Genomic DNA, 16,804 nt, shown 5'->3' on the forward strand with positions numbered 1-16,804 from the left:
CCAAAATGAATGCACTCTTTACTTACATTATTCAAAATCAACATTTGTTTTATATTTTTTTCCGAAAAAAACCTAATTTAAAATAGGTTTGCAACGTAAAGAAAGCTAGCCATGCCAGCTTTCTTTACGATCCAATATGCTCTTCCTTATTTACAATAATACCTTTATGGTCGATTTCAAGCTCACATACTTTCATATCTGTAAATACTCTCGCTAATTGCTCAGCGATTTCTTGACGTTTCTCATATGGCGTTAATATAAAAATAGATGGTCCCGCACCGCTAAGTGCTGTACCGTACGCACCAAATTCTTTTGCGCATTTACGAATAGATGGTAATAACGGTACGAGTTCTAAACGATATGGTTCGTGAAAATGGTCTCTCTCCATCATTTCACCTACAACTTCCCACCGCTTTTGACATAATGCAGCTACTAATACGTTACTTATCGCACTAGCTTTAACTGCCTCATGAAACGGAAACATCTTTGGTAATACAGATCGACTTTCATCTGTATTTAATTCTGCATTCGGAATGAGAGAAATTACACCCAATTCCTTGCTCTCAATTCTTACGACGGAAACATCCTTTCCATCAAGTGCTCCAATTACAGTTCCACCTAATATAGAAGCAGCAACATTATCAGGATGTCCTTCAAAATTTGTAGCAATTTGAACTTTTTGATCAGCAGTTAAGTTCAAATTGCCTAGTTGATTCGCAAGCTCTATCCCAGCTACAATCGCTGATGCACTACTTCCTAGCCCTCTCGTTAATGGGATATTACTAGTAACTTCTATTATATGGGGTGATATAGAAGGACATACTTTACATGCCGTGCTAACGATTAAATTTTTATCGTCTGTCGGAATTGATTCTTCAAAGGAATGGATTACTTGCCATTTATCAGCTTTTTCTTTAACCACCACACCTAAATACAATGACAAAGCTATTCCAACTGAATCAAATCCAGGACCAACATTCGCCGTACTAGCAGGGACACGAACGCTAAATGGTATCACGACATAATCACCCCTTTAATATGATCTTTAATTTGTTCTATATCATTTGACACACTTGCGATGTCTAGTTGATTTGAAGAAATAGCGGTATCAGGATCCTTCAAACCATTTCCAGTTAATACTGCAACAACTGTTTCTCCCTTTTTGATTTTCCCAGATTGAACATGTTTAATTACGCCGGCTAATGAAGCATTTGATCCTGGTTCAGCGAAAACTCCTTCAGTTTTTGCTAATAACCTATACGCATGTAAAATTTCTTCATCTGATACCATATCTATTTCACCACGAGACTGCTCGGCAGCCTCTACTGCATACGACCAACTTGCTGGGTTACCGATGCGAATCGCTGTTGCAATTGTTTCAGGCTCTTCAATTACATGCCCTTTTACAATTGCAGCTGCTCCTTCCGCTTCAAAGCCATGAATTCTTGGCTTTTTATAACCTTTTTCTTTCTCATATTCACAGAAGCCTTTCCAATACGCTGTAATATTCCCTGCATTCCCAACAGGGATAGCTAGAACATCTGGTGCATTTTGCAATTGGTCACAAATTTCAAACGCTGCTGTTTTTTGCCCTTCAATTCGATAAGGATTTACTGAGTTTACTAACGTAATCGGCTCTTCTGCAGCAATATTTCTTACAGCCTTAAGTGCATCATCGAAATTCCCTTCTATTGAAATAATTTCAGCTCCATAAGCGACCGCTTGCGCTAATTTTCCATGTGCAATCTTTCCTTCTGGTATTACGATAATGCATTTCATCCCAAGACGTGCCGCATATGCTGCAGCTGACGCTGATGTATTACCTGTTGATGCACAAATGATTGCTTCTGAACCTTCTTCTTTCGCCTTAGCAACTGCCATGACCATACCACGATCTTTAAAAGAACCTGTCGGATTCGCTCCTTCGTACTTACCATATAGCTGAATCCCTAATTGTTTTGATATATTTAATAATGGAATAAGTGGTGTGTTTCCTTCCATTAAGCTGACATCAGGTGTATTTTCATTCACCGGTAAATAAGACGCATATTGTTTTAATAGTCCTTTATACATATTGTTTTTCCTCCTCAATAATGTAGTAACTGTTTATTTCACTTGCGACAGCTTCTATCGCTTCTAAAACTCGTTCAAATTGATACTTGGAAGTTCGGTGTGTCACAACAACGACTTCTGCCAGTTCACGGTTTAAAGGTAATTGAATAACCTCTTTTAAACTTACAGAATAATTAACGAAACATTCTGTTATTTTTTGTAACATCCCAGGCTCATCTTGTAATGAAATGCGTAAGAAATATTTCGAAACTACTTCTTCATCACCTTGTAATTCATAAGGAACTGGTTCTTTTAACGCACTTTTATTTTTCGGAACTTGATTCATATTTTTAACGATTGAAATAATATCACTTACTACAGCAGAACCAGTCGGTAACTTCCCAGCTCCGGGTCCATAAAACATCACTTCTCCTACCGCTTGGCCATGGACATACACCGCATTAAATTCATTATTCACATTTGATAATGGATGCTGGCTCGGTAAAAGCGTCGGTTCTACACTTAAATGAATGGCTGGTCCTTGTTTTTCAGCTTTACCAATTAACTTCATAGTAAATCCTAACTTTTCAGCCATTTGTAAATCTTCTTTTTCGACCTTTCGAATCCCTCTTACTTGCACATCATCTAATGAAACATTCATCGAAAAACCTAAGTTTGCAAGAATTGCTACCTTTCTCGCCGCATCTAGTCCATCTACATCTGCTGTCGGATCCGATTCTGCAAAACCTAATTTTTGCGCTTCCTGTAAAGCCTCTTCATAAGACCACCCATTTTGACTCATTTTTGTTAACATATAATTTGTTGTACCATTTACAATTCCCATTATTTTTTCAATTTGATCTGATGCTAGCCCGTCAGTTAGTCCTCTTAACACTGGAATACCGCCTGCTACGCTCGCTTCATAACATAAATCACAATCATTATCGTTCGCCAGTTGAAGAAGCTCTGCACCGTATACAGCCATTAAATCTTTATTTGCTGTCACGACATGTTTCTTATTTCGTAAAGCCTTAACAATATGCTGCTTCGCTTCTTCAATTCCGCCCATTACCTCTACTACAATATCAATATTCGAATCATTTAGAACTTCATCTGCATGACTTGTTACTGCAATCCCGTCAATACAAACATCGCGTTCTTTTTCCAAATCACGTACAACGACTGTTTTCACTTTCACTTCGTATCCTGTATCAAGAGCGATTTTTTTATAATGTTCTTTCAAAATATGAACAACACCACTTCCGACCGTACCTAAACCTAATACTCCAACATTTATAACGTTATTCATCTTCTAATCTCCTCCTAAAAGTTTAATTGTTACACCTATAAATCACCTTATTCTGCTTTTTTGTCATGCAGGTGGTGGTTATTTCCGTACTTATAAATCGTTTCATGTTACCGCACCTCCCTTCAAAGTAATAAAAAAAACACACCCATCCCTAGGAAAGGGACGAATGTGTTTTCGTGGTTCCACCCTTGTTCCAATCTAGACGTATTTCTCCCTAGATTGCTCAAGTTCAGATAACGGCTGATACCGTCAATAATTACTAGATTACTCGTTCACTATTGAAGTTCAAAGGTGGTAAAATCATTTCTCGTGTTAGGAAGCTCACACCCTTGGCTTCCCTCTCTGTAAACCGTAAAAATGATTTCTTGTCCTTATCGTTACTTTTTCGTTCATGTTTATTTGTTAACTCATTATACTCGCATAAAAAACAAAATCAATACTATTTTTAAATTATTTTAAATTTTCAATCTCTAAATCCGTAAAAAAACACACTCATCCCTAGGAAAGGGACGAATGTGTTTTCGTGGTTCCACCCTTGTTCCAATCTAGACGTATTTCTCCCTAGATTGCTCAAGTTCAGATAACGGCTGATACCGTCAATAATTACTAGATTACTCGTTCACTATTGAAGTTCAAAGGTGGTAAAATCATTTCTCGTGTTAGGAAGCTCACACCCTTGGCTTCCCTCTCTGTAAACCGTAAAAATGATTTCTTGTCCTTATCGTTACTTTTTCGTTCATGTCTATTTGTTAATTCATTATAGTTATCAACTTTTTAAAAAGCAAGCCTATTTTTACTAACTATTTTCAAGAATTTTTTTTATTATATTTCACAATATCATTATGCAACCGCCACTCAATTTACCTATTTTGTTATTTCTCCAGTTTATAAATCAACGGTTCATATATAAAGTGAAACTTTAATCAGTGGGGATTTTGTTCATCCCCACTGATTATTAGCCTTCACCAATCGGGCTTTTACGGGCAGTTGATCCCCACCTGACTTCTTTGTTTTCGCTGAATTTTGAGGTAGGGGTCTTACTGCCCGTTAATGCGGGATAAATTCCCCATTCTAAAAACCGTACATATCCGCTCTACAAAACTATATTAATAAAATTTTTAATACAATCTTTTTGTATAACTTTCTTCTAAAGAACGTGCAACATCTTCTTCTGAAGTATTCACTTTCGCATGCTCCAGCAACATTTTTGCTGCTGATGGTAACTCTTTTTTATTTAACCAAGATTCTGGATCCCACATCTTAGAACGAATAAACGCTTTTGCACAATGAATATAACACTCTTCTATTTCAACAACAATTCCAAGCAACGGATTGCGTCCATTCGCCTGCATTTCTTTCAAAATTTCTTCGTCGTTTGTAATATACGCTCGGCCATTTATTCTGAGTGTCTCCCCAAGACCTGGAATAAAAAAGATTAGTCCTACACGTGGATTTGAAATAATATTCAAAATGGAGTCTATACGACGATTTCCTGGTCTTTCTGGAATGATAATTTTATTATTATTGAGTACGTATACAAATCCAGGTGCATCTCCTCGCGGCGAGGCGTCACACTCCCCCAACTTATTTCCAGTGGATAATACTAGAAAAGGAGATTTAGAAAGAAAATCTACGCAATGGTGGTCTAATGATGAAATGACTTTTTTCAACGCTCGCTCACTTGGTTGCCCCAATATTTTCCGTAACTCTTCCTCTGTTGAAATAATCGATTTTATTTCCGTACGCTCTATCCCCACTTATAACCACTCCTTTTTCTTTATTTTCCCAAAATTCAATACAAATATTGTATAATAAAATTTGAGGAAAGGGGAATTAAAATGACAGAGTGGTTAACAATATTTGATCCTGAAAGAAATACACTTGGGAAGAAATTACGTGATGAAGTGCATCGTGACGGCGATTGGCACGAAACATTTCATTGCTGGTTTGTAGAAAAAGATAATGAAGATATGTTTTTATATTTCCAATTACGCTCTAAAAATAAAAAAGAAGCTCCATGTATATGGGATATTACTTCAGCTGGACATATTATGCATGATGAAGATGTACAAATTGGTGGTCTTCGTGAAATTGAGGAAGAATTAGGGCTTTCCTTTCAAACTAATGATTTAACATACAAGGGAATCTTTAAAATAGATTATGAAATTTCAAATCTTACTGATCGCGAGTTTTGTCATATGTATTTTCACAACGTCATCAATCCACTTCCATTCGCACCAGGTGAAGAAGTAGACGATGTGATGAAAGTACATGCAACTTCTTTTCTACAACTATTAAAAGGAGAGATTTCATCTTTAACGACTATTTCAGTCTTAAACAATACACCGATTACGATAACATTTGAAGATATTTATCCGTATGATCTTGCATACTATGAATTTGTTATAGAGCAAGGAAAAGAATTATTAAAAAATAATAGTTTATAAATAAAATAGGACTCCTAGCATAATATTGCGTAGAGTCCTATTTTTTATTATTGTTCAAGGATTTTTAATCTACTCTCTACTTGTATAAATAAACGAATCATTAATAACAGCATAACCACTATAATCACTATTATTGTATGTGGATATCTAAACAGTATACTAATAACACTTCCAATTAACATCATGATAAATCCGTTTTGCTTCATCACTTCTGCACTATACCTGTTACCCGCATCCCATAATTCCTTATTTTTCATAGATCGTTTCGTACGATAACCATATGCCGCATTAATATCGGTCGGTGGATTTTTTTGAAGAATAATTGCCGCAAGTATAAAAATAATACCAATCAATATGCTTATTCCTATGTTTACTAGTGCATCAATCAATTATATCCCCCCCTAACTTACACTTTCATTATACGACACAACCCTTATTTTTCCAATTTATAACACATTCACTTTCTTTCTTTTGATGTCTGGAACATACTTGGAAGTGTTACAAAACGTGCCCCTTTCGTTTTTAACTGCGGAATGATTTTGTCTAGTGCATCAACAGATCCTTGTAAATGCCCACCTGGAGTAGAATGCTGCAGTATGACACTACCTGGAAATGAATTCCCTAACACATTATTTGTAATCGTATCGGCACTTACACCTTTCCAATCAACTGTATCAACACTCCACTGTACAATCATAAAATTTTGCTCAGTTGCCCAATTCAATTGATTTTCAAGTATTTCACCATACGGTGGACGTATAAATTTAGGGGCATAGCCGGCTAAACGTTTTAATATTTCTTCCGTTTTTATAATTTGATTACGGTACTCAGCGTCATTTACTTTCGCTAAATTCGGATGACTGTACGTATGATTACCAATTACATGCCCTTCATTTGCAATACGCTTTACTACATTCGGAAATTTTTCTGCGTTTTCACCAAGTAAGAAAAAAGTAGCTTTTACATTATGTTGTTTTAACTTATCTAATATTTTTGGCGTGAATTCTGAATCTGGTCCATCATCAAATGTAAGAGCTACTTCCGCTTTATTATACGGTCCTGAAAATGCGTACGCATATTTTTCAACCCATGTAAATGGTGTCCACGATCCACGATCATCTGCTTTCATTTGTACTTCATAGCTTTGAGGGATATATGCGTATGGCAATGCGCTTATATAATCTCCATAATAAAATGAGTTATATGGCATATAAGCATACGAAACATCTCGTTCTAGTCCCCATTGATATGGAGCAAACATTTCTGGCGAATAAAAATAATACATGATAAAAAACCTCCCTAAATTTTCATATGTGATTCATCTGCACTTTGTTAGAGAAATTGTTATTCATAAACAAAAATAAGACTGTCCTTAATTAGGACAGTCTTACTACTTTATATTATTAATAAATTGATGTACTATCTTTTGGCAAAGCTTTCACATGTTTTAAATAGTTCGTCACTTTATCATCATCTTCTTGCGGATATTGATATTCATACGTGTTAGCGATTTCGTTCGCCACTTCCCTAAATAAATCACTCATGACAAAGAATGACTCCCATATGTTTTCATATTCAGCATTAGAAAATGTCCTTTTAAATTGCTCCCACATATCTTCTTCAATATATTGCTCGAAATGCTTTCCAAACTTCCCTGTATTAACTGTAAAGTCTGTTTTCATACCAATATGCCATTCTAGCATTACGATGAACATATCTCGCACTGGTCCTTCAAGCATTCCTTTTGCATAAGAAAGTTCCTCTCTCCATAACCCTTTTGCCACATTTGTACTACACCACCAAAATTCATTACAGCAATCCAAAAACTCTTTTTCTGTAGGCTTTTTTATTAAGTAATCCTTATCGCTTGCTGGCGGGAATCCTTCCATACAATTATCTTTATCAAGAAGCAGTTTACTTAAACTATCTTGTCCAACGAACTTTTTTATTAACTCAACTGGAACTATCGTTAAATCAATCCGATTCCCATCCATGAACTGCATTAAATATGGAAACTTCCCATCTTCATCTGGTTGAACTAACGACATTTCTTCTGGCATTTGTACTATCATTATTTCTCCAAATCTATGAACCCAATTATGATTAGACGTAAAAGATTGTATATCATTTACAACATACATAATATCATAGTCTTGAAAACAATCTCTTTTCACATTTGGATTTACACGCGATCCATTCATGATAACTGCTCGAATTCTTTCATCCTCTTTTGCTATATTTATAATTACGTCTAACATTTCTTTTTCAGTTCTCATCTATTTATATCCTCCAATTTTTTAATATATAATATAGTGTTATGTATATTGGAGGTCCACGAGCTAATCTCGTTATACACGATACATGTTATAATTTTTGAAACTTCTTTTTCATCCCTTGTTCCTCCTTACATCACTCTTTTACAACTGCCATCCCTTTCAATTTCCCAATGCTTTCTACCATTCACTTTTAATTATACCGAAAATTCTGTCTCGAATACAAAAAATAAAGAAAGGACATCTACCCCTTACAGAATAGATATCCCTTCTTTTAAAGTTAAATTTAATTCCTATGGATTAGTAGACCAAAGCCCAGCAGATTTAATAAATGTACGTTTATTTAATTTCAGCTGCGCTACGATAAATTCTGCAATATCTTCTGCTTGCATTACTTTATCAGGGTTTCCATCAGTTAATCCTAAATCTACAGCCATATCAGTTGCTACTGTACTTGGAGTTAAAGCTGTTACACGAATGTTATGTTTGCGAACTTCCATCGCTAACGATTCTGTTAAGCCAAGGACACCAAATTTAGAAGCACTATATGCACTTGTTACAGGTGCACCTTTTTGTCCTGCTGTAGATGAAATGTTAATGATATCACCAGATTGTTGTTCAATCATGCTCGGTAAAGCTGCACGAGTTGCATAGTATACACCCATTAAGTTTACTTGAATGATTTTTTCCCAATCAGCAACGTCTAGTTCTAAAAACTTACCGAATTTAGAAATACCAGCGTTATTAATTAAAATATCGATAGATCCTAAACCATTTTTTAACGTTTCAATCGCAGTTGTTACTTCTTCATATGAAGAAACATCAGCAGTTGCAATAACAGCTTTTACACCTTCTGCTTCTACTTCTTTTGCTACAGCTTTTAAGTTTTCTTCTGAACGAGCTAATAAGCCTACATTTACGCCTTCTTTCGCTAATGCGATTGCTACAGCGCGACCAATCCCTCTACCTGCTCCTGTAATTAAAGCATTTTTACCTTGTAATAATTCTGCCAAGTATAACACTCCTTAATCATCTCAGTTATGTATTATATTAAAATTGTATCTATGTTTATGTAAAAAGGCAATGATGCACTTTCATGTGCGTAGGTTACTTGTAGGTAACTATAGAAAGTTTTTATTTATAAGTTTCATTTTTTTACCATTATTCATGTAAAATAAAAACAAATCCAGCATAGGAGAGTGTATGAGTATGAAAAGAAAAAAATGGTTCTTGTTACTAACTGCAGTCGGACTATGTATCATATTGTTTGCACTGTACTTTATATTTGGTAACCCACTAAATTATAAAGTAATAGAAAAAGATACTAGCCATTATCTCCATACTAAAAAAGGTTATAAGCAAAAAGAAATACAAAACATAACCGGAAAATATACTCCCCTTTATAATATTGGCTATTATGCAACAGTAGTATATAAAGACAAACCATATTTCACCTACTCTTATACATACGATGATAATAAAAAAATAATACAAGACAACGGTATTTTAGGAAGACACACTGAGTCATTTGAACATCTTAATTTAAACTGGTCGTTGTTTGACCAGTTAGTAGATGGTATTCATACAAACTTGCAAGGAAGAGGTTTAAGAGAAAAGAAAGATTATTCTATACGACACGTTCAATTCATTGATATAGATGACGATAAAAACGGTGCGGAAGCATACGTTGACTTTAAGAAAGATAAAGAATCCGATTACTCATATCGTATGAATAGCGAAGGAAAAGCTTATCAATATAATTGCAGTAACGGTAAATGCATTTTTAAAGAGAAATAGTGTTAGAAGGTTCTCCTTCTAACACTATTTCTCTTCATGATTCGGCATACGCACAATAAATTCAGTACCTTTTCCTTCCTCACTCTCCACTTTTATCTCTCCTTGATGAAGGTCGAGTACTTTCTTTACAATAGCTAAACCTAAGCCACTTCCTCCATAGGCACGATTTCGTGAAGAATCCGCTTTATAAAAACGCTCAAAAATATGTTGTTTCTGTTCTTCTGATATACCAATTCCTGAATCACGGATACGCACTTCCACTACTGTCTCATGTTCCTTTAACTGAATAGTAATCGTACCACCGCTTGGAGTAAATTTAATACTATTATGAATTAAATTAATCCACACTTGACTCATACTTTCTTGGTCAGCAATAACATATACTTTTTCTAAATCTAGTTCTAACTCAATTTCTTTTTCAGCCCAGAGTGGTTCACTATTTAACACAATTTGCTTTAATTGTTGATCTAATCGATAGCTCACTCTTTCTGGTGTATACTCTTCTGATTCTAAAAGAGTTAGCTTTAGTAAATTTTGACTTAGTTTAGATAATCTCGTTGTTTCAGTTTCAATAATGGTAAGATAATGCTTTCTTTTTTCCTCAGAAAGATTATCGTCTTGTAGTGCTCTAGCAAATCCTTTTATAGAAGTTAACGGTGACTGTATTTCATGAGAAACATTCGATACAAACTCTTGTCTCATTTTCTCCATCGTATTCAGTTCATCTGTCATATCATTTATACTTTTTACGAGCACGCCAATTTCACCATCATACTTTTCTTCATTTCTTATTTTTACGGAGAAGTCTCCTTTTGCAATTTTTTGTATCGGTTCAATAATAGTCCAAATCATCGCCTCTCGTTTTGGTCTCATTAATATTCCAATCAATGTCCAAATAAGAATAATAAAGACAAAACCGACCATATCACTAATTAGAAAAGCAACAAACGGCGATACGTTTACGTCAAAAGCATTCAATATACTAGTTGCTACATAAAATGCGATAGACCAAATGATAGTAAGAAAAGAAAAGAGCGCTAATACCGCTCCAAATACTTTCAGCATCTTCAACTTACTCATTCGTTTTCTTTTTCTCATTTACTTACCTCTAAGCGATACCCTAATCCTCTTATTGTTTTAATACTAAATTTCGACTGCTCTTCTTGAAACTTCTCACGTAACCGATTAATATGAACGTCTAGTGTACGTTCATTCCCTTCAAAATCATATCCCCATATTTCTTCAATTAATTGCTCTCTCGAACAAGTTCTTCCCGATTTAGACCCTAAAGTAAAGAGCAGCTCAAATTCTTTTAACGGTAATGTAACCGTTTGTTCTCCAGATATAACTTCGAATGTTTTACGATTTAATAATACATTTCCAACTTGAATCGATTGGGAAACTGTAATTTGGTAACGTTTCAATAATGCCTTTACTCTCACTACTAATTCTATAGGGTCAAATGGTTTTACAAGATAATCATCTGTCCCAAGGTGAAATCCTTTTACTTTTTGTGATGTTTCCCCTTTGGCAGTTAGCATCAGAACCGGGATATCATAGTATTTTCTTAATTCAAAACATACATCAAATCCATCCATATTTGGCATCATGATATCAAGAATAACCATATCGACTTTTACGTCATCCATTTTCTGAAGTGCATCTACTCCATCAATTGCCTCATATGTTTGAAAACCTTCTCGTTCTAAAAATACCGAAACGAGTTCTCTAATGTGTGGATCGTCATCTACTATTAAAATTTTAGGTATCAAAGGAACCATTTCCTTTCTACTTAGCATCTAATATATTTTTTAAAAATGAATCATCAGTGGAGTAAACTTCCCGCTGATGATTCATTTTATAATGCACCCTCTTTAATTTTCAATTGTTGCGTTGCAAACTCACGATACATATCATGCGTCTGTAATAATTCATCATGCGTACCACTACCTGTAAGATTCCCTTTTTCAATAAAGACAATTTTATCTGCATCTACAACAGTAGAAAGTCTATGCGCAATCACTAACGTTGTTCTGCCTTTCATTAAGTTATTTAACGCTTTTTGAACGACAGACTCAGATTTACTATCTAAGCTTGAAGTCGCCTCATCTAGCATAAGAATTTGCGGATTTCGAAGCAACGCTCGGGCAATGGCAATTCGCTGTCTTTGTCCCCCAGAAAGCTTCACACCGCGTTCTCCAACTTCTGTTGCATAACCGTTTGGTAAGTCATGAATAAATGCATCAACATATGCCATTGCTGCTACTTTTTCAATTTCTTCATCTGTTACTTCGCCCTCAACGCCGTAACAAATATTATCACGAATCGTTCCATCAATTAACGGACTATCTTGTGATACGTAACCGATTTGACGTCGCCATGACTCTAATGAATAACTCGTAATTAATTCTTTTCCTAATTTAATGGCACCACTAGTTGGCTCATAAAAACGTTCCAGTAATGAGAATAACGTTGTTTTCCCACTACCACTTGGTCCTACAATTGCTGTCACTTTTCCAGATTCAATTGTGAAATCAATATTTTTCAAAACTTGCTCTTCTTCGTTATACTCAAAATGTACATTTTCAAGAACGATCGGTTGCTTAGCATTTGTCACTTTCACACCAGTTTCATGATCTTCTACTTCATATTCTAAAATCGTACTAATTCTTTCCGTTGCACCAATTGCCTTTTGGAATTGTGTAAAGAACATAGATAATTGACTCATTGGCATTACAATTTGAACTAAATACAAAATAAACGCTACAAGTTCACCGGTTGTTAATGCACCGCTAGAAACTCGCATCCCGCCATACCCTACGATAATAACAAGTAGTGCCATTAAAACAAACGACATAACTGGCGAAATTAATGCTTGCACTTTTCCTTCTTTCAAACCAAATTGTAATAACTTTTGTATACCTGTATTACCCGTTTCATATTCTTTCTTTTCTGTATTTGAAGATTTCACTAAACGAATTTCTGATAACACTTGCGTTAACACACTTGTAAAAGATGCAGTTTCATCTTGAAGCGCTTTTGAAATCTTATACATTTTTCGTCCAAGTGGAACTAAAATTAACACAGACAACGGAATAACCGTTAAAAGTAACGCAGTCATTTTCCAATCTAAAACAAATAATACAATTAACGATCCAACAATTGAAATACCACCTGTTAATAAGTTTGACAAATGCTCAGAAATTAACGTTTTCACAACACCTGTATCATTCGTCATACGGCTAATCGTATCACCTGTTCTATTTTGATCGTAATAAGATACCGGCAAGATAAGTACCTTTTTCCACAAACGTTCTCTTAGTCCCGCTACAATCTTCTGCCCAATATAATTTAGTAAATATATAGACAACCCTGCCGCAATAGTTTGCATTACAAAGAAAGCAATTAACCCAACAATTTGTCCTACACTAATTGAAGAAAGCGAAAAATTATCTACTAATCCTTTTGTCAGCATAGGAATAAATAAACTCGCTCCCGTAGAAAGCAAACTCATTAACAACGCAAAAACTAAAATTCCTTTCGGAGGATTTGTATCTTGAATAAGGCGTAAAAACTGCCTCCAACTCCCTTTTTTCTTTATTTCATTTCTAACTTCCATTCCTGTTCATCTCCTCATGTTAAACAAAACTGTTCTTTCTAAAATTAGAATACGATACAAATGTAAACTGAATGTAAACACACTTTTTCTATTTTTACAAAATATACATAAAAACTCATCTTTACAACAGATATAAACATCTGATATTATTACCTGGTACTTAATATTATTCTATGTAAATTATAGATAAATAATTTAAAACACGATATAAATCTCCAGTTAGTGAAAGGAGTATCCTTTTTGCAAACAAATATACATTCTGAAAAGGAAACAATTATTTTTATTCATGGATTAGTTGGCAATCGTCGTGCCTTCAAAAAAGAGCAAAAACGATTTTCTGCCTCCTACAACATTATAACTTATGACTTATTAGGTCACGGTGATGATAAAGGAGAAGCAATCGACTTTTCATTACAGCGCCTCGTAGATCAATTATTAAACTTATATGAACAAGAAGGTATTAAAAAAGCACATATTTGTGCGCTAAGTTACGGCTGTTACATCTCTACAATTTTTGCACAAATGCATCCAGAAAAAGTATTAAGTATTTGTCATATTGGAGGACATTACAATAACCCTTCTCGTTTATATAATGTATTTCAAAATTTTTGGGAGAAGCGAGGAGATGAATACTCTAAATGGCTCTCTCAATACGCAAATACTATTTTTCCAAGCGGTATATTAAAAGCAAATCCGTTCGCAGTCATTTCAAGAAATATTTACTACCGTTTCGGATTACAATTACATTCATCCATAATTGCCCAGTCATTACGACATCGGTTAGAATTCGATTTAAAATCTAAATTAAAATCACTTCCTCACCCTATACTATGGGTAATGGGAGAGCATGATCATCTCTATAAATCTTGTCTATTTGATTTGAAATCTATTTTGCCTAACGTTCTATATAAGGAAATACCGTTAGCGGGACATGCAGCGAACTTATTTCGTCCTAACTATTTCCATGACTTATATGATCGATTTTTAAATGGAAAGTTAAAATAAAAACTATTAAACTTCCAATTTATTCAACTATAAAAAGGCTTCCCAAGTTTCCTTGGAAAGCCTTTTCTCTATACGAAAAGTATATAAAACTACTTTTTCTTAGTATGCTTTTGTGTAACCTAATAGGTGCTTGCTCCAGTAAGAGTTACTTACAGAACTAATACGTACACCAGTTGCATCTGTTTCTGCACTAATGAACTGACCGTTTCCTAAGTAAACACCCATGTGAGAAGGACCTGATTTATAAGTATTTTGGAAGTATACTAAATCACCTGGTTGTGGATTGCTAGTTTTTGTTTTAGAGCTCCAGTATCCAGCAACTGTTTGACGAGCGCCTTTATGACCAGTTTGATTTAATACGTAGTGAATGAATCCACTGCAGTCAAAACCAGCAGGTGTTGTACCAGCAGTTCTGTATGGTGAACCATTTAAAGATCTAGCGAATCCAGCGATTGAAGATGTATCTCCACCTGTTGTTGGTTTTTGTACGTCTTTACCTGGTTGTTGAACGTTATTTGTAACATTATTGTTATTTGTAACGTTGTTTACTCCGCCTTTTACAAACTTAACGAAGTCTGCACTTACGTAACCTGTGCGGCCGTTATGGTTAATTTTGTACCAACCATTTTCAGCACCAGTAACGTTTAATACTTTACCATTTGTTACTCCACCGATTACAGCGTTGTATGTAGCTGGGCCTGTACGTACTTTTAAAGCACCAGTGTTAACAACATAAGAACCACCAGTTTGAACTGTTGTAGTATTGTTGTTTGTAGTTGGTTGTTGTGTTTCGTTAGATACAGCAGAACCACCTTTTGTTACGAAGTCTTTGCTTACGTATCCAGTTCCACCATTGAAGTTGATTTTAAACCAATCTTGTACTTCACCTACAACTTGTACTGTTTTACCTTTGTTTACAGAACCTAATACTGTATGAGATGTACTTGGGCCTGTACGTACGTTAAGTGAAGAAACGTTTACTGTGTAAGTACCTGTTCCTTGTTGAACAGTCGTTCCTGTTTTGCCACCAGTCGTTACGAAGTCACCACTTACATAACCTGTTTGACCATTTACGTTTACTTTGAACCAACCATTTTCTTGTCCAACTACTTGTAGCACTTGGCCTGATTTTACTTTAGAAATAACGTTATGTCCTGTACCAGCACCTGAACGAACATTTAATACATCAGCAGTTACTGTGTATTTTAATTCAGAAGTTGTTTCTACAGTTTTTGTTTCAGTTACAGTCGTTTGAGTTTGAGTTTGAGTTTGTCCATTAATTTCTTTTAGCGCTTCATTTGAAACTTGTGCATGAGCAGAATCCATTCCTGGAACTGCAACGCCAGCTACAGAAGCTGCTGCTAAACCTGCAATTACTTTTTTCATAAGTTGTCTTTACTTCCTTTCCCTACTATCCTCTTAAAAAAAACTAAAACTTTAATACTTTACAATATTATCAAAGTAAAATATTCATCCAGTTCCATTTTTTAGCAAGAGTTTTATTTTTCACACAGAGTTCATTTTAAATGAACAAAGTGAAATCCGTGTGAACTTCATGTGAACTTTATCATTAAACACAGTGTTTTTGCAATGGTTTTTTCAAATTTCTTATATATCGCATGAAAATTCGACATTCTATTTAATATTTTAATATAAAATATCCCTTTTCTATCTATTATAAAAAATTCTATTAACCTAATACAAACTCAAGTATGTATTTCCTTATAAAGCTCCTTACATGAAGTATACTTTCATCATGACAAAAATCACTCTATTTATCAATAGTATAATATTTTTAGAAAACTAAATTTCTATACTATCTACAATTTTGAAATAATTTGACGAATTGTAAGATTTATTTCACAAAAGCCATTTCTCCTTTAAAGAAAACACACACTATATCAACTGTTCTTTTTTTCTTATAATGGAATTTATAGGATATTTATAGTATTATATACATATCTTAATAAACAAGAATTTTAGCGAATTGATTAAAGTTTCATTCCCTTATAAAATGAAACTTTAATCAGGAAGGGTTTTATACATCCTCCGCTAATTATTAACCCTCACCACTCGGGCTGCCCATTAATGCGGAGTTTTATTGGAATAAAAAGAGGAGGCATATTTGTGAGAAATATAATAGATGATCCAATACAAAAAAACATAGAGCTATACTATGCTTTTATTCAATTCGTTTCAATGATAACATTACAAAAAGTATCAGCTATTGAAACACGTAAAAACGAATTAAAAAATCAGATGAAAAATGCCGGACAAAAAAACCCTTATTACGTATAAAAAA

At 34.5% G+C, this 16,804-nt stretch carries 16 protein-coding genes and 2 other annotated features; of the genes, 4 read left to right on the plus strand and 12 right to left on the minus strand.

Annotation, left to right across the window (positions count from 1 at the left end; translation table 11 throughout):
* Positions 1 to 124: 124 nt before the first annotated feature.
* The 4 genes from thrB to ACTFR3_RS07155 all read right to left on the minus strand — a co-directional run bounded on the left by thrB (position 125) and on the right by ACTFR3_RS07155 (position 5,118).
* On the minus strand, positions 125 to 1,018 hold the full coding sequence (thrB, locus tag ACTFR3_RS07140) for a homoserine kinase (protein ID WP_000612105.1): 894 nt from the start codon (positions 1,016 to 1,018) through the stop codon (positions 125 to 127).
* Positions 1,015 to 2,073, minus strand: a complete 1,059-nt coding sequence (gene thrC, locus ACTFR3_RS07145; RefSeq protein WP_074553849.1) for a threonine synthase — start codon at positions 2,071 to 2,073, stop codon at positions 1,015 to 1,017. Before thrC ends, thrB begins: the two co-directional genes overlap by 4 nt.
* The gene (locus ACTFR3_RS07150) at positions 2,066 to 3,361 is read right to left on the minus strand and encodes a homoserine dehydrogenase (RefSeq protein WP_001066899.1); all 1,296 of its coding nucleotides are present in this window, start codon (positions 3,359 to 3,361) and stop codon (positions 2,066 to 2,068) included. The genes thrC and ACTFR3_RS07150 overlap by 8 nt, the downstream gene beginning before the upstream one ends.
* Before the next feature lie 155 nt (positions 3,362 to 3,516).
* Positions 3,517 to 3,748: a binding site (T-box leader), on the minus strand.
* A gap of 115 nt (positions 3,749 to 3,863) precedes the next feature.
* Positions 3,864 to 4,095 (minus strand) — a binding site (T-box leader).
* 384 nt (positions 4,096 to 4,479) lie between these two features.
* Complete coding sequence (locus ACTFR3_RS07155) at positions 4,480 to 5,118, minus strand: pyridoxamine 5'-phosphate oxidase family protein (RefSeq protein ID WP_000510728.1); 639 nt, start codon at positions 5,116 to 5,118, stop codon at positions 4,480 to 4,482.
* Positions 5,119 to 5,199: 81 nt separating this feature from the next.
* Here ACTFR3_RS07155 and ACTFR3_RS07160 point away from each other — a divergent pair, with 81 nt between their 5' ends.
* Positions 5,200 to 5,808, plus strand: coding sequence for an NUDIX hydrolase (locus ACTFR3_RS07160; protein ID WP_000141352.1), 609 nt, complete (start codon positions 5,200 to 5,202; stop codon positions 5,806 to 5,808).
* A 47-nt stretch (positions 5,809 to 5,855) separates the two neighbouring features.
* Here ACTFR3_RS07160 and ACTFR3_RS07165 read toward each other — a convergent pair whose 3' ends face one another.
* From ACTFR3_RS07165 to ACTFR3_RS07180, 4 genes are all read right to left on the minus strand, one after another.
* Complete coding sequence (locus tag ACTFR3_RS07165) at positions 5,856 to 6,194, minus strand: SdpI family protein (protein WP_025687792.1); 339 nt, start codon at positions 6,192 to 6,194, stop codon at positions 5,856 to 5,858.
* Between the two features lie 71 nt (positions 6,195 to 6,265).
* Positions 6,266 to 7,093 carry a peptidoglycan-N-acetylglucosamine deacetylase gene (locus ACTFR3_RS07170; protein WP_000291203.1) on the minus strand — a complete coding sequence of 276 codons (828 nt, stop codon included), beginning with the start codon at positions 7,091 to 7,093 and terminating at the stop codon, positions 6,266 to 6,268.
* Positions 7,094 to 7,211: 118 nt separating this feature from the next.
* Positions 7,212 to 8,084 carry an aminoglycoside 6-adenylyltransferase gene (locus tag ACTFR3_RS07175; RefSeq protein WP_440044314.1) on the minus strand — a complete coding sequence of 291 codons (873 nt, stop codon included), beginning with the start codon at positions 8,082 to 8,084 and terminating at the stop codon, positions 7,212 to 7,214.
* Positions 8,085 to 8,374: 290 nt separating this feature from the next.
* Positions 8,375 to 9,094, minus strand: a complete 720-nt coding sequence (locus ACTFR3_RS07180) for a 3-ketoacyl-ACP reductase (RefSeq protein ID WP_000818985.1) — start codon at positions 9,092 to 9,094, stop codon at positions 8,375 to 8,377.
* 196 nt (positions 9,095 to 9,290) lie between these two features.
* Here ACTFR3_RS07180 and ACTFR3_RS07185 point away from each other — a divergent pair, with 196 nt between their 5' ends.
* Positions 9,291 to 9,878 carry a DUF3139 domain-containing protein gene (locus ACTFR3_RS07185; protein WP_000823542.1) on the plus strand — a complete coding sequence of 196 codons (588 nt, stop codon included), beginning with the start codon at positions 9,291 to 9,293 and terminating at the stop codon, positions 9,876 to 9,878.
* A 24-nt stretch (positions 9,879 to 9,902) separates the two neighbouring features.
* Here ACTFR3_RS07185 and hitS read toward each other — a convergent pair whose 3' ends face one another.
* The 3 genes from hitS to ACTFR3_RS07200 form a co-directional block, all read right to left on the minus strand.
* Positions 9,903 to 10,976 carry an envelope stress sensor histidine kinase HitS gene (hitS, locus tag ACTFR3_RS07190; protein ID WP_001231621.1) on the minus strand — a complete coding sequence of 358 codons (1,074 nt, stop codon included), beginning with the start codon at positions 10,974 to 10,976 and terminating at the stop codon, positions 9,903 to 9,905.
* Complete coding sequence (gene hitR, locus ACTFR3_RS07195; RefSeq protein WP_000612412.1) at positions 10,973 to 11,650, minus strand: envelope stress response regulator transcription factor HitR; 678 nt, start codon at positions 11,648 to 11,650, stop codon at positions 10,973 to 10,975. Before hitR ends, hitS begins: the two co-directional genes overlap by 4 nt.
* Positions 11,651 to 11,736: 86 nt before the next feature.
* Positions 11,737 to 13,497, minus strand: a complete 1,761-nt coding sequence (locus ACTFR3_RS07200) for an ABC transporter ATP-binding protein (RefSeq protein ID WP_000453869.1) — start codon at positions 13,495 to 13,497, stop codon at positions 11,737 to 11,739.
* Between the two features lie 240 nt (positions 13,498 to 13,737).
* Between ACTFR3_RS07200 and ACTFR3_RS07205 the strand changes: the two genes are divergently transcribed.
* A complete protein-coding gene (locus tag ACTFR3_RS07205) occupies positions 13,738 to 14,502 on the plus strand; it encodes an alpha/beta fold hydrolase (protein ID WP_001194306.1) in 765 nt (254 codons plus the stop codon).
* Between the two features lie 99 nt (positions 14,503 to 14,601).
* Here ACTFR3_RS07205 and entFM read toward each other — a convergent pair whose 3' ends face one another.
* Positions 14,602 to 15,888 (minus strand): enterotoxin EntFM, encoded by a 1,287-nt coding sequence (gene entFM, locus ACTFR3_RS07210; protein WP_000755513.1) that lies wholly within the window; start codon positions 15,886 to 15,888, stop codon positions 14,602 to 14,604.
* 741 nt (positions 15,889 to 16,629) lie between these two features.
* Here entFM and ACTFR3_RS07215 point away from each other — a divergent pair.
* Positions 16,630 to 16,800 carry a hypothetical protein gene (locus ACTFR3_RS07215; protein ID WP_001244279.1) on the plus strand — a complete coding sequence of 57 codons (171 nt, stop codon included), beginning with the start codon at positions 16,630 to 16,632 and terminating at the stop codon, positions 16,798 to 16,800.
* Positions 16,801 to 16,804: the final 4 nt, after the last annotated feature.

Source organism: Bacillus cereus group sp. MYBK14-1 (assembly GCF_051916885.1).
GTDB lineage: Bacteria > Bacillota > Bacilli > Bacillales > Bacillaceae_G > Bacillus_A > Bacillus_A cereus.

Coding starts and splice junctions, on each gene's coding strand:
- ACTFR3_RS07160 (WP_000141352.1), top strand. CDS start 5,200: ATGACAGAGTGGTTAACAATATTTGATCCTGAAAGAAATACACTTGGG.
- ACTFR3_RS07185 (WP_000823542.1), top strand. CDS start 9,291: ATGAAAAGAAAAAAATGGTTCTTGTTACTAACTGCAGTCGGACTATGT.
- hitS (WP_001231621.1), bottom strand. CDS start 10,976: ATGAGAAAAAGAAAACGAATGAGTAAGTTGAAGATGCTGAAAGTATTT.
- ACTFR3_RS07150 (WP_001066899.1), bottom strand. CDS start 3,361: ATGAATAACGTTATAAATGTTGGAGTATTAGGTTTAGGTACGGTCGGA.
- ACTFR3_RS07175 (WP_440044314.1), bottom strand. CDS start 8,084: ATGAGAACTGAAAAAGAAATGTTAGACGTAATTATAAATATAGCAAAA.
- entFM (WP_000755513.1), bottom strand. CDS start 15,888: ATGAAAAAAGTAATTGCAGGTTTAGCAGCAGCTTCTGTAGCTGGCGTT.
- thrC (WP_074553849.1), bottom strand. CDS start 2,073: ATGTATAAAGGACTATTAAAACAATATGCGTCTTATTTACCGGTGAAT.
- ACTFR3_RS07200 (WP_000453869.1), bottom strand. CDS start 13,497: ATGGAAGTTAGAAATGAAATAAAGAAAAAAGGGAGTTGGAGGCAGTTT.
- ACTFR3_RS07170 (WP_000291203.1), bottom strand. CDS start 7,093: ATGTATTATTTTTATTCGCCAGAAATGTTTGCTCCATATCAATGGGGA.